We start from the raw sequence: 23,402 nt of genomic DNA, 5'->3' as shown, positions 1-23,402 counted from the left end.
TGCGGCTTTGGTCTGGGGGCGGGCGCCGGGCCCGAGTCGCCCGGGGGCGCCGCCCCTTCGCGTCAGCGGGTCCGCCGGTCCCGATCAGGCGCCGGCGACCGGGTAGGTCCTGTACTCCACGCCGGAGACGTGCTGGACGACCCGGATGACCTGGCACGAGTAGCCGAACTCGTTGTCGTACCAGAGGTAGAGGATCGCGTTGTCGCCGTCGACCTTGGTGGCGCCGGCGTCGACGATGGACGCGTGGCGCGAGCCCACGAAGTCCATGGAGACGGCGTCGGGGGCCGTGGTGAAGTCGATCTGGCGCTTCAGCGGCGAGTGCAGCGAGACGTCGCGGAGGTAGTCGAGGACCTCTTCGCGGGTGGTCTCGCGGCCCAGGCGCAGGCTGAGGATGGCGATCGAGACGTCCGGCACGGGCACGCGGATGGAGCTGCCGGTGATCGGGGCCTTGAGGTCCGGCAGCGCCTTGGCGACGGCCGAGGCGGCACCGGTCTCGGTGATGACCATGTTGAGCGGCGCGGAACGGCCGCGACGGTCGGCCTTGTGGTAGTTGTCCAGCAGGTTCTGGTCGTTGGTGAACGAGTGGACGGTCTCCACGTGGCCGCGCAGCACGCCGTACTCGTCGTCCATCGCCTTCAGCGGCGGGACGATCGCGTTGGTGGTGCAGGAGGCGCAGGACAGGATCCGCTCGTCCGGCTTCACCATGTCGTGGTTGACGCCGTGGACGATGTTCGGGACGTCGCCCTTGCCGGGCGCGGTCAGGACGACCTTGTCGATACCGGGGCGCAGGTGCTTGGAGAGGCCCTCGCGGTCGCGCCACTTGCCGGTGTTGTCGATGAGGATGGCGTCCTTGATGCCGTACGCCGTGTAGTCGACCTCGGACGGGTCGTTGGCGTAGATCACCCGGATCGCGTTGCCGTTGGCGTAGATCGTGCTGGACTCCTCGTCCACCGTGATCGTGCCCTGGAACTGGCCGTGGATGGAGTCGCGGCGCAGCAGCGAGGCGCGCTTGACCAGATCCTCGGCGGCCCGGCCGCCACCGCCGCGGACGACGATGGCGCGCAGCCGGAGGCCGTTGCCGGAGCCGGCCTTCTCGATCAGCAGGCGGGCGACGAGGCGGCCGATGCGGCCGAAGCCGTAGAGGACGACGTCACGGCCCGCGCCGCGCTCCAGCTTGTTCTCACCGGTGGCACCGGCGACGGCCTCGGCGGTGAACTCCTCGACCGAGAGACCGCGGTCGTCGGCCTTGTAGGTGGCCGCGAGCATACCGAGGTCGATCTGGGAGGGACCGAGGTCGAGCGTCGTCAGGGCCTGCAGGAAGGGGAACGTCTCGGTGACCGAGAGCTCCTCGCCGGCGATCTGGCGGGCGAATCGGTGGGTCTTGAGAATGCTGACCACCGACTTGTTCACCAAGGAGCGGCTGTGGAGCAGGACCGTGACGTCCCGCTCCCGGTGCAGCTTCCCGATGATCGGGATCATCGACTCCGCGATCTCCTCGCGGTTCTTCCAGCTGGTGAACGAGTCCTCTTTGGCAGTCACAGGTTCATCTTTCGAGCTAGGCGGTGCTCATATGCTAACCCGACCTTCCTAAGATCCATCCAGCGGTCCCGACAGGCGGGACGGGGCCCCTGCCCGCGCGGGCTGCGGGGTGCGGCGCCTGAAGGGACAATTGCAGCGGGACCGGCACGGAGTAGGGCGGAGTGATGCACGACCCGCTGTTCCATGATCCTTCCGGAGTCTTCACCGAGCCGGGCGACGAGACCTACGCCCTGCTGGACGTGCACGGAGTGCTGCTGGGCCTGGGCCCGGGCGCGGAAGCCCTGCTCGGCTGGTCCGCGGAGGAGCTCCGTGGCCGCCGCGCGACCGACCTCCTCTACACCCGCTCGGACGCCGCCGGGATCATGGCGCGGTGCGGTACGGAGCCGGTGGCCGAGCTCGGCCGCGCGGTGCTCCGGCACCGCACCGGGCACCCGGTGGAGGTGATCCTGCGGGCCCGCCCCCTGGTGGCCACCGGCGGGGAGCGGCAGTGGCTGCTGCGGATCGTGGAGAGCGGCGGCGCACAGCGGCGGGAGCTGGGCGACGCCCTGCTCCGGGGCCTGTTCACCGATTCCCCGGCGGTCATCGACGTCTTCGACACCCAGCTGCGCTTCGTGGCGCAGAACGAGGCCCAGCGCGCCACCGGCACCTTCACCGGCACCGACTTCACCGGGCGCACCATGGCCGAGGCGGCCCCGCCCGGCCTGCTGGACTTCGACGCCTTCGAGGCCCGCCAGCGGCGCGTCCTGGAGACCGGCCGGGCGCAGATCGCCGAGGAGGTGCGCGGCCGCACCCCGGCGGATCCGGACCGGGAGCACGTCTGGTCGGAGTCGATCCTGCCGCTGCGCAGCCGTTCCGGGGAGGTGATCGCGCTGGCGCACGTGGTCGTCGACGCGACCGACCGGGCCCGGGCGCGCGAACGGCTGGCGCTGGTCAACGACGCGAGCGCGCGCATCGGCACCACCCTGAACGTGCTGCGGACCGCGCAGGAGCTGGTGGACCTGGCCGTGCCGCAGTTCGCCGACCACGCCTACGTCAACCTGCTGGACCCGGTCTTCGGCGGCGAGGAACCCACGGCCGGGCCGACCGCCGACTGGGTCCCGCTGCGCCGCGCCGCGAGCTCGGTCAACGGCGTGGCCGACAGCACGGCCGTGACCCCCACGGGCGAGGTCGACACCCATGCCTCGGCCCGCGGTTCACCGACCCGTCTCGCCCTCGCGGGCGGCGAGCCCCGGCTGATGGACCGCGACGAGCTCATCGCCGAGTTCGCCCCCGCCGACCCCGCACGGGCGGAGCTGGTGCGGACGTACGGCGTGCACTCGTGGCTGCTCGTACCGATGTTCGCGCGCGGGGCCGCCCTGGGCACGGCCGTGTTCGTACGGTCCGAGCGCGCCCACCCCTTCGAGCCCGACGACGTCATGCTCGCCGAGGAGTTCGTGGCGCGGGCGGCCGTATGCATCGACAACGCGAGCCGCTACACCCGGGAACGCACCACGGCGCTGGCCCTCCAGCGGAGCCTGCTGCCGCAGCGGCTGCCGGACCTCGGCGCGGTCGACGCCGTCGCCCGCTACGTGCCGGCCACCGGACACACCGTGCTGGGCGGCGCCTGGTACGACGTCATCCCGCTGTCGGGCGCCCGGGTCGCCCTGGTGGTGGGCGACGTGGCGGGGCACGGACTGCACTCGGCGGTGACGATGGGCCGGCTGCGCACCGCCGTACGCACCCTGGCGGACCTGGACCTGGCACCGGAGGAGCTGCTGGGCCGGCTCGACGACCAGGTCAACCGGTTCCACGACGAGCACGGGCAGGGGCTCGCGGGCAGCGGCGCAGCGGGAACCACCTGCGTGTACGCGGTCTTCGATCCGGTCTCGCGCCGGTGCGGACTGGCGCGTGCCGGGCATCCGGCGCCGGCTCTGGTGTCGGCGGACGGCTCGGTCGAGTTCCTGGAGCTGCCGGACGGGCCCGTCCTCGGCCGGAGCGGACTGCCGTTCGAGAGCCGGGAGGTGACCCTGGAGGACGGGCAGCTGCTGGTCTTCTACACCGAGGGCCTGGTGACGGCGGCGGAGGAGGGCCTCGCCGCGGGACAGGCACGGCTCCGGGACGCGCTGTCGGAGTTCCGGGACGGGCCGCCGGAGACCGGGGACGGGCCGCCGGAGCGGCGGGCCGGCCACCCGGACGGCGCCGGAACGGCCGCGGGGGACCTCGAACCCGCCTGCGACCGGCTCACGGGCCGGCTGCTGCCGACCCTTCCGCACGACGACGCGGCCCTGCTGATGGTGCGCGTGCACGGACTGGACGGGGACCACCAGGTGACCTGGGAGCTGGCCGCGGAGCCGGCGGAAGTGGCCCGGGCCCGTGCGCTGGCGACGGCGAAACTGGCGGAATGGGGCCTGGAGGAACTGTCCTTCACCACCGAAGTGGTGGTCAGCGAGCTGGTCACGAACGCCGTCCGGTACGGGAGCCCACCGGTACGGCTGCGCATGATCCGGGACCGGGAGTTGATCGTCGAGGTGTCCGACGGCGCCAGCACCTCCCCGCACATCCGGCGGGCGCTGGACACCGACGAGGGCGGGCGCGGCCTGTTCATGGTCGCGCAGCTCGCCCGGCTGTGGGGCACGCGCTACCACGACCGGGGCAAGACCATCTGGGCCGAGCAGCCCTTCCCCTGAAACCCCGCACCTCCGGTTCGCCCAAATCCATCCACAATTCGGAGTACGGGCACGCGCCGGGAACCCCTCCGGTCCCGGCTCCCCCTACCGTGACCGGCCATGACTGGCGATGCGGAACCCGCCTCGGACGAACGGACCCCGGGACGCCGACGGCTGGCACGGACCGTCCTGACCGGGGCGGCGGCGCTGGGCGCCGGACTGGTCTCCGGCCCCGGCCCGGCCCCGACCGCCACCGGCAGCGCCGGGGCCGCGAGTTCGGACGCCACCAGGCGGAGGCCGGCCGGCCCGGACACCGCACTGCGCGAACTGGCGGAGGGGAACCGGCGCTGGCGGACCCTGCACGAGCGGCATCCCGACGAGACGAGCACGGTGCGCCGGGCCCTGCTCGGCGGACAGCACCCGTTCGCCGTGGTGCTCGGCTGCGTCGACTCCCGGGTACCGCCCGAGCTGGTCTTCGACCAGGGGCTCGGCGACCTGCTGACGGTGCGTTCGGCGGGCGAGGTGCTCGACGAGGCGGTCCTGGGCAGCATCGCCTACGGAGTCCTGGAGCTGGACATCCCACTGGTCGTGGTGCTGGGCCACCAGTCCTGCGGGGCCGTGTCGGCGGCGGTGCACGCGGACCTGACGGGGACCGAACTGCCCGCGCACATGCAGTACCTGGTCGACCGGATCCGCCCCGCGATCGACCCGAAGCTCCGGGGGGACGCCCGGGTGGACGCCGCGATCACCGCGAACGTCCTGCTGGTCCGGGCGCTGCTGGCGGCCGAACCGGAGCTGGCGGCCCGGATCGCCGCCGGCCGCCTGGCCGTCGTCGGCGCCCGCTACGAACTCGGCACCCAGTGGGTGCACCGGATCGGCTAGCCCGTCGGGGCATGCGGGTGGGGATGAGGGTTGGGGTGCGGGTGTGGGTGCGGCCCGTGGTGGGCGAGGGCTGCGTGCGGGTCGGGGGCGGCGGCCGTGGGGATGTGGTCGGTGTGGACGCCGGCCGCGGTGAGCCGCGGTACGGCGTGGATGAGCGCGTGCTCGGCGGCCACGGCCAGCCGGTGGGCCTCGACGACGGTCAGGTGCGGGTCCACGACGATCACGGCCTCCGCCCGCAGGGCGTGCCCGATCCACCGCATCCGCACCGGCCCGCAGTCGCGTACGCCGGCCACCGAGCGCAGCGCGTCCTCCGCCGTCTCGACCAGGTGCGGGTCCACGGCGTCCATCAGACGGCGGCAGACCTGCCGCGCGGCGTCCCGCAGGACCAGCAGGATCGCCGCGGTGATCAGCAGGCCCACGACGGGGTCGGCGTACGGCATCCCGGCCGCGGCTCCTCCGGCTCCGAGCAGCACGGCCAGCGAGGTGAACCCGTCGGCGCGGGCGTGCAGGCCGTCGGCGACCAGCGCGGCGGAACCGATCCGGCGGCCGGTGCGGATGCGGTGGCGGGCCACCCATTCGTTGCCGAGGAATCCCGTCAGTGCGGCGGCGGCCACCGCCCACAGGTGGGTGATGTCGCGCGGGTGCAGGAGGCGGGTCACGGCCTCGTACCCGGCGAAGGCGGCCGAAGCGGCGATGACGGCCAGGACGGCGATGCCGGCGAGGTCCTCCGCCCGGCCGTAGCCGTAGGTGTAGCGGCGGTCGGCCGCGCGGCGGCCGAGCACGAAGGCGATGCCGAGCGGGATGGCGGTCAGGGCGTCGGCGGCGTTGTGCACGGTGTCGCCCAGCAGCGCCACCGATCCGGAGAGGGCGACCACGGCGGCCTGGACGAGCGTGGTCGCACCGAGCACGACGAGGGAGACCCACAGCGCGCGCATGCCCTCGCGGGAGGTCTCGGTCGCGGCGTCGGTCCGGTCGCGCGGGTCGTGGCTGTGCGGGGTGAGGAGGTGGGCGATCCGGTGGCGGGTGCGGACCCGCCCGTGCGGGTGGGAATGGTTGCCTGCCATCCGTTCAATCTGGCACGCCGAACGCCTTGCGGCTACTGCCGTGGTACCACCTCTGACCAGGTGCGATCCCTTCGCAGCTGCGCCGTTCGTGCGGGGTCGACGAAGCGGCGGTGACGATTCCGCGACGAGTTCGTGGCAAGTCCGCGGCAAGACCGTGTCGCGGCTGTCCGGAGTCCGGACGTGATCTTCCGTAGGCTCTGCGGTGATTGCATCTGATCACGAGTCAAGGAGCGTCATGGCCCTGTCCGTTCGTCCGTCCGCCCGTCGCGGTGCGACCGTCTCCGCCGTCGCGCTGGCGCTGGTCGCGGGTCTGGCCCCGGCCGCGTCCGCCGCCACGGCCGCCGACACCGCCGCCGTCACCGGGCCGACCGCCTTCGGAACGCCTGATTCCGCCGCGCTGGACCAGGTCCTGCGGAACACGATGGCCGAGGGCGCGCCGGGCGCGATGGCCCGCTACACCGGCCCCGAGGGGGTGCTGGTCCGCACCGCGGGCGTGCGCGACCGGGTCTCGGGCGCGGCGATGGACGCGCAGTCCCGCTTCCGGGTGGGCAGCGTCAGCAAGACCTTCTCCTCGGTGGTACTGCTCCAGCTGGTGGCCGAGGGCCGGATCAAGCTGGACGAGCCGGTCAACACCTACCTGCCGGGTCTGCTGCCCGACGACCGGATCACGGTCCGTCATCTGATGACCCACCGCAGCGGACTGTGGGACTACACCGAGGACATGTTCGCGCAGACCGTCCCCGGCTTCGAGGCGGTCCGCAACCGTACCTTCACCTACCGCGAGCTGGTCGAACTCTCGCTGTCCAAGCCGCGGACCACCGAGCCCGGAGTGGCGTACAAGTACTCGAACACCAACTTCGTGGTCGTCGGCATGCTGATCGAGAAGATCACCGGAAAGCCGGTCGCCAAGGAGTACGAGAAGCGCATCTTCAAGCCGCTGAAGCTGAAGAACACCTCCTACGTGCACCCGGACACCCGGATCAAGGGCAAGCACGCCAACGGCTACCTGCACCCCGACGAGGCGGGTGCGCCGCTGGTGGACTCCACCGAGCAGACGGTGTCCTGGGCGCAGTCCGCCGGAGCGGTCATCTCCGACCCGGCCGACCTGAACACCTTCACGTCGGCACTGCTCGGCGGACGGCTGCTGCCGGCCGCGCAGCTCGACGAGATGCTGACGATGACCCCGACCGACGCGGCGAAGACCCGGCACTACGGGCTGGGCCTGCGCCGCTACGACCTGTCCTGTGGGACCTCGGTCTACGGCCACACCGGCACCGTACAGGGCTTCTACACCTACGCGTTCAGCACCCGCGACGGTCGTCGCAGTCTGAGCGCGATGGCGAACACCTCCAACAAGGGATCCGCCAACACGGTGCTCGGCGGCACGCTGGAGGCGGCGTTCTGCGGCAAGGCGCCCGCCAAGCAGCCTTCGGCCGGGCAGGCATCGGGGGCTGCGCGCGGCTTCGCGGCCACCGAGCGGGGTAACGCCTCGGCGGTGCTCGCCCCGGCGGAGGTTGACCTGCCGGAGCGCAACGCGCGCTGACACATTGTAGGCAGCAACGGCGGGGTGCGTACGACCAGGTACGCACCCCGCCGTTCCGTTCCGGACATCTTCACCAACCGTCTTTCCTGCGTTCCATCTGCATGACGACCATTACCGATTGGTAGCCCTGATCAGGCCAAACAAGGTGGTCGCCACAGGCAACACGCTTTTCACAAGACAGCGTTGACACGCTCCGTGCTCGCTCGTTAACTTCACGGCGTCGTCGCCACACCACGGGCACAAGGCCCATGCGACTAGCGACGCGGAGGACGCTCTCCGTTGACGACGTTGACCACAACGACAACGACAGCGACAGCCACTGAACTGTTCAACGTTCAGCCATACACATTGCACTGTGAGGTAATCCATTCAGCGGGGGACCATGCCCTGATAGGCATATCGCCCGGAAACAGCTATTTTTCGGCCCAGCGCGTGATGGATCTCGGACGATGGGGATTCGAGAACTTCAACGAGGTCGACATCCTGTACACCGACCTCCATGTGGCCGAGATGTACGAGGCGTTCGGCTACGACGAGGTCGACGCGCAGCGCAAGGCCGTCAAGAACCTGCGCGGTGTGCGGGCCAAGGTGCAGAACGCCGCGGCCGAACTCGACCCGGGTGACAACCGGATCCGGGCGCGGAAGCTTTCCGAGTTCCTGGAGAACGACGCGTACCGCGAGATCCACGCGCGGATCATCAAACTCCTCGATTCGGACCACGAGTTCAGGCGGATCTGCGAGGAACTCGCCACGTACTTCCTGTCCACCAAGTCCAACGGGGAACCGAGCACGCAGCGGCAGCGCGAGGTCTGCCTGAAGTACATCTGCGCCGAAGCCCCGCTCTTCCTGGACACCCCGGCCATCTTCGGGGTTCCGTCCTCGCTCAACTGCTACCACCAGCTCCTGCCGATGGCCGAGCTGCTTTACTCCCGGGGCGCCGGTCTGCGCGCCTCCAGAAACCAGGGCCACGCCATCATCACGCCCGCCGAAGGAGCACCCGTTGACCGTTGAGACCCTGCCCGAGCTGATCGACTTCCCCTTCGACTGGCGCGGTGACCGCCTGCCGGCGGAGATCGCGGCGCTCCGGTCCGAGCCGGTCAAGAAGGTGCGCACGATAGCCGGCGACGAAGCCTGGCTGGTGTCCTCCTATCAGCTGTGCAAGCAGGTACTGGACGACCCGAGGTTCAGCCTCAAGGACACGTCCGCTCCGGGCGTGCCCCGGCAGTACGCGCTGACGATCCCGCCCGAGGTCGTCAACAACATGGGCAACATCACCGGCGCGGGGCTCCGCAAGGCCGTGCTCAAGGCGATCAACCCCAAGGCCGAGGGCCTGGTCGAGTACATGCGCGCCAACGCCGCCGAGCTGGTCGACAAGATCATCACCACCGGTGCCCCGGTGGACCTGCGGGCCGCGTTCACCAGCCCGTACTCGGAGGCCATGCACTGCCGGATCCTGGGCATCCCCTTCGAGGACGCGCAGAAGCTGGCGGCCAGCCTGGACATCGCGTTCATGAACTCGGCCTGCCCCGTCACCGGTGCCAAGCTCAACTGGGACCGGGACATGGCCTACATGGTGGAGCGGCTGGACGACCCCGCCACCTACGGTCTGATGGCCGAGCTCGCCGCGCTGCGCGAGGACCCGGACTACGCCCACCTGACCGACGAGATGCTGGCGACCGTCGGCGTGACCTTCTTCGGCGCCGGCGTGATCTCCACCATGGGCTTCCTGACCATGGCGGTCTTCTCGCTGCTGCAGCACCCCGAGCTGTGGGAGGAGCTGAAGGCCGACCGGTCGAAGATCCCGGCCGCGCTCGACGAGCTGCTGCGCATCAACCTGTCCATCGCGGACGGCCTGCCGCGGCTGGCCACCGAGGACATGCAGCTCGGCGACGTCCTGGTGAAGAAGGGCGAGCTGGTCCTGGTCCTGGTCGAGGGCGCCAACTTCGACCCGGAGGCGTTCGAGAACCCGGACGAGATCGACCTGGACCGCCCGAACAACAACACCCACCTCTCCTTCGGCGGCGGCGGGCACTACTGCCCGGCGACCGCGCTCGGCAAGAAGCACGCCGAGATCGCGATCGAGACGCTGCTGGACAAGATGCCCGACATGAAGCTCGCGGTGCCGGTCGACCAGCTGGTGTGGCGGACCCGTTTCATGAAGCGGATCCCGGAGCGCATGCCGGTGATGTGGTAGCCCGTCCCGAGCGGGGGGTTCAGCCCAGCAGGGCGTAGACGGTGGACGCTTTCGCGGCCGGTTCCCCGGCGCCCTCGGGCGTCAGGGTGATGTCCGCGAAGGCCATCCGCCTGCCCAGTTTGGTGATCCGTACGTCGATCAGCAGGCCGGTGCCGACTACCGGGCGCTGGAAGCTGGTCGACTGCTGCACGGTGGTCATCGGCCCGTACGCGCCGCGGGCCGCCGAGATCGCGATGACGGTCGCGGTGTCCGCGGCGGCCATCATGGCCTGGCCCGAGAGGCCGCCCCCGTCCCGGGCGAGCCGGTCGGACCAGGGCAGCCGGAGCACGGCGTGCGACGGGCCGGTCTCCTGGACGGTCAGGCCGAGGTCCAGCACCCAGGGGGCGAAGTTGTCGGCGAGGATCTTGTCGGCTTCTGCCGGTGCGAGGGTCACCCGGTGATTGTGGCGGCCCGGGGGGACCGCCACAACACCCCCGACGGGTCCGACGCGTCAGGCCCACGAGGCGCGTCCGGCGCGCCGGGCCCGTGCGGCGCGTCAGAGCGAGGCGGCCAGTTCGGTGCCCTGCTTGATGGCGCGCTTGGCGTCGAGTTCGGCGGCCACGTCGGCGCCGCCGATCAGGTGCGCCTCGACGCCGGCCGCGCGGAGCTCTTCGTACAGGCCCCGGCGCGGTTCCTGGCCGGTGCACAGCACGACGGTGTCGGCGGGCACCAGGTGCGGTTCGCCGCCCACGGTGATGTGCAGGCCCTCGGCGTCGATCCGCTCGTACGTGGCTCCGGCCACCGTGGTGACCCCGCGGTGCTTGAGCTCGGCGCGGTGGATCCAGCCGGTGGTGGTGCCCAGTCCGGCGCCGACCTTGGTGGTCTTGCGCTGGAGCAGGGTGACGGTGCGCGGGGCGGCCGGCCGCTTGGGGGCGGTCAGGCCGCCCGCCGCCGCGTACGAGGTGTCCACGCCCCAGTGCCGGAAGTAGACGGCGGGGTCCTGCGAGGCGCCTTCGCCGCTGTCGGTGAGGAACTCGGCGACGTCGAAGCCGATGCCGCCGGCGCCGAGGACGGCGACGCGCTCGCCGACGGGTGCGCCGTCGCGGAGGACGTCGAGGTAGCTGACCACGTTCGGGCCGTCCACGCCCTCGATCTCCGGGATGCGCGGGGTGACACCGGTGGCGACGACCACCTCGTCGTAGCCGGTGAGGGCGGCCACGTCGGCGCGGGTGTTCAGGCGGACCTCGATGCCGTGTGCGGCGAGCTGCCCGGCGAAGTAGCGGATGGTCTCCTCGAACTCCTCCTTGCCGGGGATGCGGCGGGCGATGTCGAGCTGGCCGCCGATGTGGCCGCCCGCCTCGAACAGGGTGACGGTGTGGCCGCGTTCGGCGGCCGAGACGGCACAGGCCAGTCCGGCCGGGCCGGCGCCGACGACGGCGACGCGCTTCTTCGTCCGGGTGGGCAGGAGCACGAGTTCGGTCTCGTGGCAGGCCCGCGGGTTGACCAGGCAGCTGGTGATCTTCCCGCTGAAGGTGTGGTCGAGGCACGCCTGGTTGCAGCCGATGCAGGTGTTGATGGTGTCGGCGGCGCCGGCCTTCGCCTTGTTGACGAATGCGGCGTCGGCGAGGAAGGGGCGGGCCAGCGAGACCAGGTCGGCGCGGCCCTCGGCGAGCACCCGCTCGGCGATCTCGGGGGTGTTGAGGCGGTTGCTGGTGACGAGCGGGATGCCCACCGCGCCCATGAGCTTCTCGGTGACCCAGGTGTAGGCGCCGCGCGGGACGGAGGTCGCGATGGTGGGGATGCGGGCCTCGTGCCAGCCGATGCCGGTGTTGATGACGGTGGCGCCGGCCGCCTCGATCTCCTTGGCGAGCTGGACGACCTCGTCCAGGGTGGAGCCGCCGGGCACCAGGTCCAGCATGGAGAGCCGGTAGACGATGATGAAGTCCTCGCCGACGGCCGCGCGGGTCCGGCGGACGATCTCCAGCGGGAAACGGACCCGGTTCTCGTACGGGCCGCCCCAGCGGTCGGTGCGCCGGTTGGTGGCCGCGGCGATGAACTCGTTGACCAGGTAGCCCTCGGAACCCATGATCTCGACGCCGTCGTAGCCGGCGAGCCGTGCCAGACGGGCGGCGCGGACGAAGTCCTCGACGGTCTGCTCGACCTCGTCGTCGCTGAGCTCGTTCGGCACGAAGGGGCTGATGGGGGCCTGCAGGGCGGAGGGGGCGACCAGGTCCGCGTGGTACGCGTACCGGCCGAAGTGGAGGATCTGCATCGCGATCTTCCCGCCCTCGGCGTGCACCGCGTCGGTGATCACCCGGTGCTCGGCGGCCTCCTCCTCGGTGGTGAGGCGGGACCCGCCCTCGAAGGGGCGGCCGGCGTCATTGGGGGCGATGCCCCCGGTGACGATGAGCCCGACCCCGCCGCGGGCGCGCTCGGCGTAGAAGGCGGCGAGCCGCTCGAAGCCGCGCTCGTGCTCCTCCAGGCCGGTGTGCATCGAGCCCATGATCACGCGGTTGGGAAGCGTGGTGAAGCCGAGGTCCAGGGGGCTCAGCAGGTGGGGGTACTGGCTCTGGGCGGTGGACATGGCGGCGCCTCCTCGCGCGGATGTGGTCACCCTGTTGTAGCGAGACGCCGCCTGTTATGCAACTAGGTGCACAATCGCGGGGCCGCCACCCGCCTGCACCCGGAGCCCCCTGACCCGGCCGCGGACGGCCGACGACCGATCGCCCGTGGCGGAGCTCACACCCCCCGCCCCCGCGTGCCGGGCCGTTTCCCCGGGCTCAGGGCACCAGGTCGGAGGGGTCGGTGTTGGCGCCGCAGAGGATGACGGCGACACGGTCGCCCAGGGGTTGCGGCGCGGTGCGCAGGGCCGCGAGGGCGGTGGCCGCGCCCGCTTCGACCACCAGGCGGTGTTCCTCCCAGAGGGCGCGGCGGGCCCCGGTGATGGCGGCGTCCGGGACGAGGACGGCGTCCACCGCGCCCAGCCGGGCGGCGTCCAGGGCGTCCTGGGAGACCCGGGGGGCACCGAGGGAGTCGGAGGCGACCGAGCGGACCGGTACGTCGACCACGCGGCCGGCCTCCAGGGCGGCGTGCAGGGCGCGGCAGCCCTCCGGTTCCGCGGCGACCACCCGTACGCCGTACTCGCGGGCGGCGGTGGCCACGCCGGCGAACAGGCCGCCGCCGCCCACCGCGACGACCACGGCGTCCAGGCCGGGCAGGGCGGACCGGATCTCGTCGAGGAGGGTTCCGGCGCCGGCCGCCATCAGCGGGTGGTCGTAGGCGTGACCGAGCAGGGCCCCGGTGTCCGAGGCGAACTCCCGGCAGGCGGTCAGGGCCTGCTCGTAGCGGTCGCCGGTGAGCCGGACGTCCGCGCCGTACCGGCGGAGCCCCTCGACCTTGACGGGCGGGGCGGTGGCCGGCACGAAGACCGTCGCCGGCACGCCGAGCTCGCGGGCGGCCCAGGCGCAGGCGAGCCCGGCGTTGCCGCCGGAGGCCATGGCCACCCCGGTTTCGGGCAGCGTTCCGGCATCGGCGTGCGCGGCGAGGAAGTTGCGGGCGCCGCGGGCCTTGAAGGAGCCGGTGTGCTGGAGGTGTTCGAGGGCGTACCAGACCCCGTCGGCGGCGGGGACGACGGAGACCGGGCGGACGTGCCCGGCAATACGGGCGGCGGCGGCGCGGATCGCGGCTCGGTCGAGGTGCTGTTCCATGGTGCTCCCGTCGGGTGGGCGTGTCGGGGCAGGTGGCAGTTGGCAGGCAGCAGGTGGCGCGGGGCCGGGGCAGGGTGGTCCCGGGCGGACCTCAGGCCGGGTCGGGCCGGGCGGCTTCGATCAGCTGGCGTAGCGCGCCGTAGTAGACCTGGTGGTCGGTCAGCGCGGGCAGCAGGGCGGCGATGTCGGTGGTGAGTGCCGGGAATCCGGCCGGGTCGAGGGCGGCCAGGGCGGTGCGGGAGAGGGCCGTCGCGCCCGCCGGGTCGCGGTGGTCGACGAAGGCGGCGCTGCCGAGGGTGAGCAGGTACAGCCGCCGGTAGACGGTCATCGCCTCGGCCGGGGAGAAACCGGCGGCGAGGCTGTCGGCGATCTGCGGCTCCACCAGGCGGGCGAGCAGCTGACGGCCCGTCCAGGGGCGGCCGCCGCGCAGGACCAGCAGTCCGGGGTGGGCGGTGAGCAGCCGGTAGAGCGCGGCGAAGCGGAGCTCGCTGGCCTGCGCCCAGCCGGTGCCGGGCGGCACCTCGGGGATCTGCCCGGCCAGGTGCTCGGTGCACAGGTCGAGCAGTCCGGCGAGGTCGGTGCAGCGGCGCTGGACGGTCGCGTGTGAGATCTGCAGCCGGTCGGCGAGGGTCCGGAAGCTGAGTGCGCCGGGCCCTTCCTCGTCGATGAGTCGGAGTGCGGCCACCGCGATGGCCTCCGGTGTCGCCCGGTCCAGGGCGGGTGATGTCCGCGGCATGAGATACACCGTAACAGACGCTGTAACGGACGGCGTATCGGACGGCGCATCGGACGCGGTATCACGTGCGCGGTGATCTCTTTCGTGTGACGCGGGCCCCCGGAATGGGGTCTTCCGTTGACACTCGGTAGTCACCTCGCTGCACTGGGCGCACGACAGCCCGTCGGTACGTCCCGCCCCACGCCATGCGAAGGAGTCTCCGTGCCGTCTCGCCTGCGCGCGCTCCCCGGCTGCCTCACCGCCGCCGCCCTGCTCGCCGTGTCCCTGGCCGCCGCGCCCGCGGTGGCCGAACCCACCGCGACCTCGGACACCCCGCTCGCCCTGACCCCGCCCATGGGCTGGAACAACTGGGCGCACTACATGTGCGACATCGACGAGCAGAAGGTGATCGCCAACGCCGACGCGCTGGTCTCCACCGGACTCGCCGCCAAGGGCTACGACACGGTGACCGTGGACGACTGCTGGATGACCAGGAGCCGGGACGCCGACGGCAACCTGGTGACCGACCCGGTGAAGTTCCCGCACGGCATGGCCTGGCTCGGCGAGTACCTGCACGCCAAAGGGCTGAAGTTCGGGATCTACCAGGACGCCGGACACCTCACCTGCGAGCGCTACCCCGGCAGCGGCACACCGGACGGGGGCGGCGCCCACCACTTCGACCGGGACGCGAGGCTGTTCGCCTCCTGGAAGGTGGACTACGTCAAGATGGACGGCTGCAACGTGTACGTGCCGCCCGGTCAGACCAAGCAGGAGGCGTACCGGGAGGCCTACCACGAGATCGCCCGGGCCCTGCGCGACAGCGGCCGCGACATGGTGCTGTCGGCCTCCGCGCCCGCCTATTTCCAGCAGGGCGAATGGGGCGGCCCGGACTGGCACCGGGTGATCGGCTGGGTCGGCGGCACCGGCCAGCTGTGGCGCGAGGGCAAGGACATCAAGGTGTACAGCCCGGCCGCGCCCGCCACCTCCCGGTGGAGCTCGGTGCTCGGCAACTACGGCTACAACCGCTGGCTCGCCCGCTACGCCGGACCCGGCAACTGGAACGACCCCGACTTCCTGATCGCCGGCGCCCCCGGCCTCACCGACGAGGAGGGCCGCAGCCAGGTCGCCCTGTGGGCGATGATGGCGGCGCCGTTCATCCTGTCCTCCGACGTCACGCAGATCAGCCCGGCCGGGCTGGCCGCGCTCACGAACGACGCGCTGATCGGGCTGGACCAGGACCCCCTGGGCCGGCAGGGCGCGGTGGTGTCCACCGACGGCACCCTCGACGTGCTGGTCCGGCCGCTGGCCGACGGCGACCGGGCCGTCGCCGTGCTCAACCGCTCCGCCGGCGCCCGGGACGCGGAGGTGCGGCTCGCCGACATCGGTCTGCGGTCCTGCCCGGTGCGGGCCACCGACCTGTGGACCGGTGCCGCATCGGAGGTCACGGGCTCGCTGACCGCCCGGGTGCCGGCCCACGGCACCGCGATCTGGCGGCTGACCCCGAACGGCTGTGCCGAACCCGTGCCCACCGGCCAGATCACCGGTGACGGGGTCCGGTGCGCCGACGGGCAGAACACCACGGCCGTGGGCGCGGTCGTGATGTCGCCCTGCACGGGCGGCGAGGACCAGCGCTGGACGCTCGGCCAGGACCGCACGGTACGGCTGCTCGGCCGCTGCCTGACCGCGGGCGAGGACGGGGAAGCGTCCCTCGCCGACTGTGCCGGCGGCGACGCCCCCGCCCAGCGGTGGAACCGGGACCGGACGGGGACCCTGATGCCCGACAGCACTTCCGGCCTCTGCCTGGAAGCACCCCTGGCCACGGCGGTACCGGACGCCCCGGCCCCCCGCCTGGCCCTCGCCCCCTGCGGCGACCACCAGGTCAACCAGCTCTGGTCCCTGCCCGTCTGATGGCCCGACGCACTCTCACCCCGGCCGGGCGGGCAGGCGTGCCGCAGGGCGATGGGGGCACCCCCTGCCGGAGCGAAGTCGAGAGCTCGGGGGAGGGTGGGCGACCGGCCCACCGGCGCGCGCCGCTCGCGCAGCGTGCCCTGCCCGCAGCGCTGGCCCTGCTGGCAGCGCTGTGCCTCGGCGCAGCCCCCGTACGCACCCCCGCCCCACACGCCGTCCCCGTCCCCGCGCCCCGCGCGCAGGGTTTCGATCCCGCCCCCGCCCGAGCCGCCCTCGACCGTCTGCTCCCCCGCCACTCCGGCCAGATCACCCTGGAGCCGGCCGCCCCCGCGCCCGGCGGTGCGGACGCCTTCACCGTGTCCGGCACCGCGGGGGCGATCACCGTCCGCGGCAACACCCCGGCCACCCAGCTGACCGGAGTCGGCTGGTACCTCCAGCACGTCGCCGGCGTCGACATCGGCTGGCCGGGCGACAGCCTCGGCGAGCTCCCCGCCGTGCTGCCCGGGGTACCGCAGCCGGTCAGCCGCAGCGCGCGGGTGCCGCACCGGTACGCGCTCAACGACACCGACGACGGGTACTCCGGCCCGTACCGGTCCTTCGAGGACCACCGGCGGCAGATCGACCTGCTCGCCCTGCACGGGGTCAACGAGGTCTTCGTGCAGGTGGGCGCCGAGTACCCGTACTACAAGGCGCTCCAGGGATTCGGCTACACCGCCCGCGAGCTGCGGGAGTGGATCCCCGGCCCGGCCCACCAGAGCTGGTGGCTGCTGCAGAACCTCAGCGGCTTCGGCGGACCGGTGAGCGAGCAGCTCCTCGGCGCGCGGGCGGAGCTCGGCCGGAAGGTGGCGGGGCAGCTGCGCGGGCTGGGCATGACCCCGGTGCTGCCCGGCTACTTCGGGACCGTCCCGCCCGGTTTCGCCGCCCGCAACGGCGGGGCCGAGGTGGTGCCGCAGGGCGGCTGGGCCGGCTTTGAGCGGCCCGACTGGCTGGACCCGACGGACCCGGTCTTCACCCGGCTGGCGGCCTCGTACTACGCCGAACAGCGCACGGTGTTCGGGGACTCGGCCATGTACCGGATGAGCCCGCTGCACGAGGGCGGGCAGACCGGCACGGTGGACGTGAAGGCGGCGGCCGGAGCCGTGCAGGCGGCCCTGTGGGCGGCGCATCCGGGGGCCCTGTGGGCGGTGCTGGGCTGGCAGGACGATCCCACGGCGGAGCTGCTGGCCGGGGTGGACACCTCCAAGCTGCTGATCCTGGACGGGCTGTCGGACCGGTACAACCGTCTGGACCGGGAGACCCGCTGGGGCGGGGCGCCGTACGCCCTCGGCACCATCCACAACTTCGGCGGGCACACCACCCCCGGCGGCAACACCTCCGTGTGGTCCGAACGGTTCGAGGCGTGGCGCGGCAAGCCGGACAGCGCGCTGCGCGGGACCGCCTACCTGCCGGAGGGGACCGGGACCGATCCGGCGGCCTTCGACCTGTTCACCGACCTGGCGTGGGAGCCGGGCCCGGTCGACCAGCGGCAGTGGTTCGCCGACTTCGCGGCCCGCCGGTACGGGCGCCCGGACACGAGTGCGGCGGCCGCCTGGGAGGAGCTGCGGCTCGGCCCGTACAGCACCTCCTCGGGCCTGTGGTCGGAGTCGCAGGACAGCCTGTTCGCCGCCCGGCCGAGCCTGACGGCGGCCAGCGCGGCCCACTGGAGCCCGCAGTCCATGCGCTACGACGCGGCACGCGTCCGGCGGGCCCTGGACCACCTGCTGGCGGTGGATCCGGCGCTGCGCGGCTCCAGCGCGTACCGGTTCGACCTCGTGGACACCGCGCGCCAGGCACTGGCGAACCGGTCGCGGGTACTGCTGCCGGGGATCCGGTCCGCCTACGAGCAGAAGGACCTGGCCCGGTACCGCACACTGGTTGCCGAATGGCAGGAACGGGAACGGCAGTTGGAGGCGCTGACCGCGTCCGACCCCAACTTCCTGCTGGGGTCCCGGCTGGCCGCCGCCCGCTCCTGGGGGGCCGACGAGGCCGAGAAGGACCGGCTCGAACACGACGTCCGGTCCCTGCTGAGCGTGTGGGGCGGACGCGACACCAGCGAGGGCGGGTTCCTGCACGACTACGCCAACCGCGAATGGGCGGGGCTGATCGGGGAGTTGTACGCGCGCAGGTGGGCCGCCCAGTTCGAGGCGTGGGAGGAGGCGCTGCGCACCGGATCCGCGCCGCGGGTGATCGACTGGTACGCCTTCGAGGACTCCTGGGCACGGCTGACCACCCGGCTTCCCACGGAGCCCGCCGGGGACCCGTACGCGCTGGCCCGCGACATCGCCCGAACACTCGGCTGAGATCCACCCGGACGAGGGAACCGGGGGAATCGGGCGGGCGCGGGTCCTGCGTCCCGCCCACCCTCTTCTGGACACCGGGTCACCGGGTCACCGGGTCACCGGGCCACCGGACCGGTCGCCGGATGCCGGCCTCCGGCCGTCGGCTGTCGGCCGTCGGCCGGTCCGCTGTCGGCCGGCTGGTTGGCCGGCCGGCTGCCGGTCGCTGTTGAAGGGAGTCCCCCGCATGTCCGCAACCGAGTCGGGCCGGCCGCGCGCCACCCCGCTGCCCGCCGCCCCGTCGGCCGCCGCCGCTCTGCCCGCCCCTTCGCCTCCCGTCCCCCCACCACTGCTGGAGGGGGTGGCCGAGCTGCGCAAGCGGGTCGGCCACGGCCCGGGTACGGAGGAGTACCTGGAGTCGCTCGCCCGCCGCGCCGCGGAGAAGGCGGGACGGCCCCGCTTGATCGACTTACCCTGCCGTTCCTGAAGGGATAGGAAGGAGACATGGACGCGGCCCGCTCGGCGGTGGAACGGCGGCGGCGGAGGCTCGGTGCCTTCGCCGGAGCGGCCGCCTGCTGCGCCGGGCTGGCCGTGGGCCAGCTGGTCACCGTGTTCGTGCGGCCCGAGGCCGGTCCGGTCACGGCGGTCGGCAGCGCCGTGGTCGACCTGACGCCGACCGTGGTCAAGGAGTGGGCGGTCCGGTCGTTCGGCACCGCCGACAAGGCCGTGCTGATCGCCGGGATCGTCCTGCTGCTGGCCGGTGTGGCGGTGGCGGCCGGGCTGCTGGCGCTGCGCAGCCGCGCAGCCGGCACGGCCCTGGCCTTCGGCTTCGGACTGGTCGGCGCGCTGGCCGCGCTCAGCCGCCCGGGGGCCTCGGCCCTCGACGCGGTGCCCTCGCTGGCCGGCGGTGCTGCCGCCGCCGGGACGCTGTTCCTGCTGGTCACGGCACTGGTCCGGCCCCCGCCGGAGGGATGGCCGGAGGGTCCGCGGGGCGCGTGGGCACTGGACCGGCGCGGGTTCGGCCGGCTGCTGGTCTCGGTCCTCGCCGGGTCCGCCGCGGCGGGGCTGGCCGGGCGCCGGCTGGGCGCGTACGGATCGGCGGGCGCGACGGCCTCCCGGGCCGGCGTGCGGCTGCCGCCTCCCGCCGTGCCGGCCCCGCCGGTCCCGGCCGGGGCGGCGCCGAAGGTGCCCGGGCTGTCGCCCTTCCTCACCCCGAACCCGGTCTTCTACCGGGTGGACACCGCCCTCGTGGTGCCCCGCGTGGACGTCGACGGCTGGAGCCTGCGCATCCACGGCGAGGGCGTCACCCGCCCCCTGACGCTCGGCTTCCGGGAGCTGCTCGCCCGGCCCCTGGTGGAACACGACATCACCCTGGCCTGCGTCTCCAACGAGGTGGGCGGGCCCTACGTCGGCAACGCGCGCTGGCTCGGCGTACCGCTGGCCGGACTGCTGCGCGAGGCCGGCGTGCGGCCGCCGTCCGCGGGCGGGCCCGCCGACCAGCTGATGGCCCGCTCGGTCGACGGGATGACCCTGGGCACCCCGGTGGAGACCGTGATGGACGGCCGGGACGCGCTGCTGGCCGTGGGGATGAACGGCGAGCCGCTGCCGTTTGACCACGGTTTCCCGGTGCGGATGGTGGTGCCGGGGCTGTACGGGTACGTCTCCGCCTGCAAGTGGCTGCGCGAGCTGCGGCTGACCACGTTCGCGGCGTACGACGCCTACTGGGTGCGGCGGGGATGGGCGGAGCAGGCACCTGTGAAGACCCAGTCGCGGATCGACACCCCCCGCCCCTTCGCGAGCACGGCGGCGGGACCGGTCAACGTCGCGGGGGTGGCCTGGGCGCAGCACCGGGGCATCGGACGGGTGGAGGTCCGGGTGGACGGCGGCCCCTGGCAGGAGGCCCGGCTGGCCGCGGCGGACGGGGTCGACACCTGGCGCCAGTGGGTGTGGCGCTGGGACGCCCGGCCCGGCAGCCACACCCTGGAGGTCCGCGCGACGGACGGCACGGGCGCCGTCCAGACGGGCACCCGTCAGGGAGTCCTCCCGGACGGGGCGACCGGCTGGCACACGGTGACGGTCCGCGTGGCGTGACCCGGGCCGCCGGCCGGCCGCCCGGTCCGGCCGCCCGCCTTGCAGTGGGGTGCGGCGGTACGGCCGTCGGATGGCGGTACGGCCGTCGGATGGCGTACCGCCCGGGCGCCTGCGCGGTCAGGCAGTGGGCGGGGTGAGGCGGACGGGGAGGGTCTGGACGCTGTTGCCGATGAAGCTGGGCTGGTGGCGGAGGGCGGGCTCCGGGGTGGCGAGGTCGAGGTCCGGGAAGCGGGCGAAGAGGGCCTCCAGGGCGATGGTGGCCTCCAGCCGGGCGAGCGGGGCACCCACGCAGTAGTGCGCGCCGTGGCCGAAGGAGAGGTTCCGGGCCGTGGTGGGGCGGGTGAGGTCGAAGCGGTCCGCGTCCGGGCCGTACGCCTGCGGGTCCCGTCCGGCGGCGGTGTAGCCGGCGAGGACGGGAGTGCCCCGGGGGATGACCGTACCGGCCAGGGAGAGGTCGCGGGTGGGGTAGCGGAACGGGAACCAGCTGACGGGCCCGTCCCAGCGGAGGGTCTCGTCGACCACGTCGTCCCAGCCCGCCTTGCCGGAGCGGACCAGGGCGAGCTGGTCGCGGTGGGTGCACAGGGCGCGGACCGCGTTGGTGATCAGGTTGAGGGTGGTCTCGTGGCCGGCCACCAGCATCAGGCGCATCGTGCCGATCAGTTCGGCCTCGCTGAGCCGGTCGCCGTCGGCCGCGCGGGCGGCGAGCAGCGCGCTCGTGAGGTCCTCGCCGGGTGCCGCGGCGCGGGCGGCGGCGATGGTGCCCATCAGCTCCACCAGTTCCCGGACGGCGGCCATGGCCTCGGCGGGGGTGGTGTCGGTGGCGATGATGACCTTGTTGGACAGCTCGTGGAGCCGGCCCCGGTGCTCCGGGTCCACTCCGAGGAGTTCGCAGATCACGCTCATGGGGAGCGGCAGGGCGAAGTGGCGGCGGAGGTCGGCGGTGCCGTCGGGGTCGTCGGCGGCGGCCGCGGCGAGGTCGTCGAGGAATCCGGCGGTGAGGGTCTCGATGCGGGGGCGGAGGCGTTCCACCTGGCGGGCGTTGAAGGCGTTGCCGACGATGGAGCGCAGCCGCCGGTGGTCCTCGTTGTCCGCGGTGTGCATGCCCTGGGCGTTGGCGAAGACGCGCAGCGGCCAGTCGGGCGCGATCCGGCCCTCCCGGAGGTCGGTGAAGTGCCGGGCGTCCTTGGCCACATCGGGGTGCGCGAGGAACTCCAGGAGCGCCTCGTGCCCGAGGACCACGGCGCCCGGTACTCCGCCGGGGAGGACCACTTCGGCCACGTCACCGCGGGCGCGGAGCCGCGCGTTCAGGGCGTGCGGGCAGCCGCCGGCCGGGGCGATCCGGTGGGGCCGGGCGGCGTCGTCGTCAGTCTGTTCGGTCACCCGACGAACAGTGCAGGGAGGAAGGGGCGTTGTTCAAGTCCGCACCGGCCCGGATTCGCGCCCGTCTCAGAACCAGTCGAGGGTGAGGGGGAAGGTGGTGGAGGCGGTGGCTCCGGTGGAGTCGGTGGCGGTCGCGGTGATCTGGACGGTTCCGTTCGCCCAGGGTTTTCCGCTGATGCGGCCGGTGTTCTGGTCGATGGTCAGGCCCCAGGGGAGTCCGGTGGCGCCGTACTTGAGGGGTGTCTTGCCGCCGGTGGCGGTGATCTGGATGGTGCAGGACTGGTTGAACTTGCAGGTCTGCGGGCCGGGGTTGGTCACCTTGAGGTCACCCGGAGTGGGTGTCGGGGTCGGCGTCGGCGTCGGCGTGGGTGTCGGGGTGGGTGTGGGTGTCGGGGTGGGTGTGGGGCCGTCGCAGCCGGGGGTGGCTTCCGGCGGGAGCGGGACCCGCCAGATCTGGGCGTCGTTCTCGGAGCCCACCAGGAGGCTGGTGCAGTCCCAGTAGGTGACGGTCTCGCCCTGCGGTTGCGCGGGCAGGGCCACGTCCGCGAGTTTCGCGCCGGAAGCGGCGTACACCGAGGCGGTGTTGGCGCCGATCGGGCCGCCGCTGCGGAGGACGTAGGAGGCGCCCGAGGGCGAGAAGGCGCCGTCGGTGGCGAAGACCGGGGCCGCGCCGGCCGCGGTCAGCGTGTTCACCTGACCGGCCTGCGGGGGCAGTGGCGCCTGGTACAACCGGCCTGCCGCGCCGATGAGTTTGCTCGCCACGTGGATCCGGCCGGTCACCGGGTCGGCGAGCAGGGACTCCGCGTCGTGGCGGCCGTCCGGGTAGGCGAGGCGGTAGGTGACCGGGGTGACGGCGGCGTCGGCGAGCCGGTCGGGCTCGGGGAAGCTGTGCACCTGGATGTCGGCCCTGCTGCCGAAGTTGTCCCCGATGTCTCCGACCAGGAGCACCGCCCGGCCCGCGGCGTCCTTCCCGAGGGCGAGGCCCTCCCAGTCGGTGTTGCCGACACCGGACACGGTGAGGGTGGCCACCAGGCGGCCGGTGGCGGCCGAACAGTCGACGGCGAAGACCTGGTTGGTGTTCCCGCTGTCGTTGACCGCGTAGAAGACGCCCGGATGCTTCCGGCTCATCGCGAGGCCGCTGATCTCGGTCATGCCGGAGGGCAGCGTGCACTTCTTCTCGGGGGCGAGGGGGGCCGGGCCGGCCGCGCGTACGGCGGTGTCGGCGCCGGCCGTGCGGGCGGCGGTGGCGGTGACCGGGGCGGCGGTGAGCAGGGTGTCGGCGTCCCCGTTCATCCACGCCGCCGCCGGCAGTGGCCAGAGGGTCATCGCGAAGGCGGTCGCGGCCAGTACGGCCGACCGCCGTGAGCTGAGGCGTAGAGGCATGCCGACAATGTGACGAGCGGTCAGTGCGGCGGCCAGAGGCGGACGCCCGCTGTTTGA

General features: G+C 73.0%; 17 protein-coding genes. 9 read left to right on the top strand and 8 right to left on the bottom strand.

Translation table 11 applies throughout. The annotated features are described in order from the left end of the window. Positions 1-84: 84 nt before the first annotated feature. On the bottom strand, positions 85-1,539 hold the full coding sequence (locus tag AB0O36_RS31305) for a glyceraldehyde-3-phosphate dehydrogenase (protein WP_365116016.1): 1,455 nt from the start codon (positions 1,537-1,539) through the stop codon (positions 85-87). 164 nt (positions 1,540-1,703) lie between these two features. Here AB0O36_RS31305 and AB0O36_RS31300 point away from each other — a divergent pair, with 164 nt between their 5' ends. Both AB0O36_RS31300 and AB0O36_RS31295 read left to right on the top strand, forming a co-directional pair. Continuing rightward, positions 1,704-4,205, top strand: a complete 2,502-nt coding sequence (locus AB0O36_RS31300) for a SpoIIE family protein phosphatase (protein WP_365116015.1) — start codon at positions 1,704-1,706, stop codon at positions 4,203-4,205. Between the two features lie 99 nt (positions 4,206-4,304). Further along, positions 4,305-5,066: a carbonic anhydrase gene (locus AB0O36_RS31295; RefSeq protein WP_365116014.1), complete on the top strand. Its 762-nt coding sequence runs from the start codon at positions 4,305-4,307 to the stop codon at positions 5,064-5,066. Here AB0O36_RS31295 and AB0O36_RS31290 read toward each other — a convergent pair. After that, on the bottom strand, positions 5,063-6,130 hold the full coding sequence (locus AB0O36_RS31290; RefSeq protein WP_365116012.1) for a cation diffusion facilitator family transporter: 1,068 nt from the start codon (positions 6,128-6,130) through the stop codon (positions 5,063-5,065). The genes AB0O36_RS31295 and AB0O36_RS31290 overlap by 4 nt on opposite strands. A gap of 235 nt (positions 6,131-6,365) precedes the next feature. Here AB0O36_RS31290 and AB0O36_RS31285 point away from each other — a divergent pair, with 235 nt between their 5' ends. From AB0O36_RS31285 to AB0O36_RS31275, 3 genes are all read left to right on the top strand, one after another. Beyond that, positions 6,366-7,673, top strand: a complete 1,308-nt coding sequence (locus tag AB0O36_RS31285; RefSeq protein WP_365116011.1) for a serine hydrolase domain-containing protein — start codon at positions 6,366-6,368, stop codon at positions 7,671-7,673. Positions 7,674-7,952: 279 nt separating this feature from the next. Next, positions 7,953-8,684, top strand: a complete 732-nt coding sequence (locus AB0O36_RS31280; protein WP_365116010.1) for a tRNA-dependent cyclodipeptide synthase — start codon at positions 7,953-7,955, stop codon at positions 8,682-8,684. After that, on the top strand, positions 8,674-9,867 hold the full coding sequence (locus AB0O36_RS31275) for a cytochrome P450 (protein ID WP_365116009.1): 1,194 nt from the start codon (positions 8,674-8,676) through the stop codon (positions 9,865-9,867). Before AB0O36_RS31280 ends, AB0O36_RS31275 begins: the two co-directional genes overlap by 11 nt. Positions 9,868-9,886: 19 nt before the next feature. Here the strand turns inward: AB0O36_RS31275 and AB0O36_RS31270 are convergent, their stop codons facing one another. From AB0O36_RS31270 to AB0O36_RS31255, 4 genes are all read right to left on the bottom strand, one after another. Then, positions 9,887-10,300 (bottom strand): PaaI family thioesterase, encoded by a 414-nt coding sequence (locus tag AB0O36_RS31270; RefSeq protein WP_365116008.1) that lies wholly within the window; start codon positions 10,298-10,300, stop codon positions 9,887-9,889. Between the two features lie 102 nt (positions 10,301-10,402). Further along, positions 10,403-12,430, bottom strand: a complete 2,028-nt coding sequence (locus tag AB0O36_RS31265) for an NADPH-dependent 2,4-dienoyl-CoA reductase (protein ID WP_365116007.1) — start codon at positions 12,428-12,430, stop codon at positions 10,403-10,405. Between the two features lie 196 nt (positions 12,431-12,626). Next, on the bottom strand, positions 12,627-13,553 hold the full coding sequence (locus AB0O36_RS31260; protein ID WP_365116005.1) for a serine/threonine dehydratase: 927 nt from the start codon (positions 13,551-13,553) through the stop codon (positions 12,627-12,629). Between the two features lie 91 nt (positions 13,554-13,644). Then, the gene (locus tag AB0O36_RS31255) at positions 13,645-14,289 is read right to left on the bottom strand and encodes a TetR/AcrR family transcriptional regulator (protein WP_365116004.1); all 645 of its coding nucleotides are present in this window, start codon (positions 14,287-14,289) and stop codon (positions 13,645-13,647) included. 201 nt (positions 14,290-14,490) lie between these two features. Here AB0O36_RS31255 and AB0O36_RS31250 point away from each other — a divergent pair, with 201 nt between their 5' ends. The 4 genes from AB0O36_RS31250 (at position 14,491) to AB0O36_RS31235 (ending at position 20,582) form a co-directional block, all read left to right on the top strand. Continuing rightward, positions 14,491-16,176, top strand: coding sequence for a ricin-type beta-trefoil lectin domain protein (locus AB0O36_RS31250; protein ID WP_365116002.1), 1,686 nt, complete (start codon positions 14,491-14,493; stop codon positions 16,174-16,176). Then, a complete protein-coding gene (locus AB0O36_RS31245; protein WP_365116001.1) occupies positions 16,176-18,515 on the top strand; it encodes an alpha-N-acetylglucosaminidase in 2,340 nt (779 codons plus the stop codon). Before AB0O36_RS31250 ends, AB0O36_RS31245 begins: the two co-directional genes overlap by 1 nt. A 223-nt stretch (positions 18,516-18,738) precedes the next feature. After that, positions 18,739-18,978 (top strand): hypothetical protein, encoded by a 240-nt coding sequence (locus tag AB0O36_RS31240; protein WP_365115999.1) that lies wholly within the window; start codon positions 18,739-18,741, stop codon positions 18,976-18,978. 17 nt (positions 18,979-18,995) lie between these two features. Further along, complete coding sequence (locus AB0O36_RS31235; protein ID WP_365115997.1) at positions 18,996-20,582, top strand: molybdopterin-dependent oxidoreductase; 1,587 nt, start codon at positions 18,996-18,998, stop codon at positions 20,580-20,582. 117 nt (positions 20,583-20,699) lie between these two features. Here the strand turns inward: AB0O36_RS31235 and AB0O36_RS31230 are convergent, their stop codons facing one another. Continuing rightward, the gene (locus tag AB0O36_RS31230) at positions 20,700-21,962 is read right to left on the bottom strand and encodes a cytochrome P450 (protein ID WP_365115995.1); all 1,263 of its coding nucleotides are present in this window, start codon (positions 21,960-21,962) and stop codon (positions 20,700-20,702) included. Positions 21,963-22,028: 66 nt separating this feature from the next. Continuing rightward, entirely contained in the window at positions 22,029-23,345 is a 1,317-nt protein-coding gene (locus tag AB0O36_RS31225) for an Ig domain-containing protein (RefSeq protein ID WP_365115993.1), read from the bottom strand. Between the last annotated feature and the right edge of the window lie 57 nt (positions 23,346-23,402).

This window comes from Streptomyces sp. NPDC089799, from assembly GCF_040684755.1.
In the GTDB taxonomy this organism is placed as follows: Bacteria; Actinomycetota; Actinomycetes; order Streptomycetales; family Streptomycetaceae; genus Streptomyces.
This window is presented reverse-complemented; position numbering and strand designations above follow the sequence as displayed.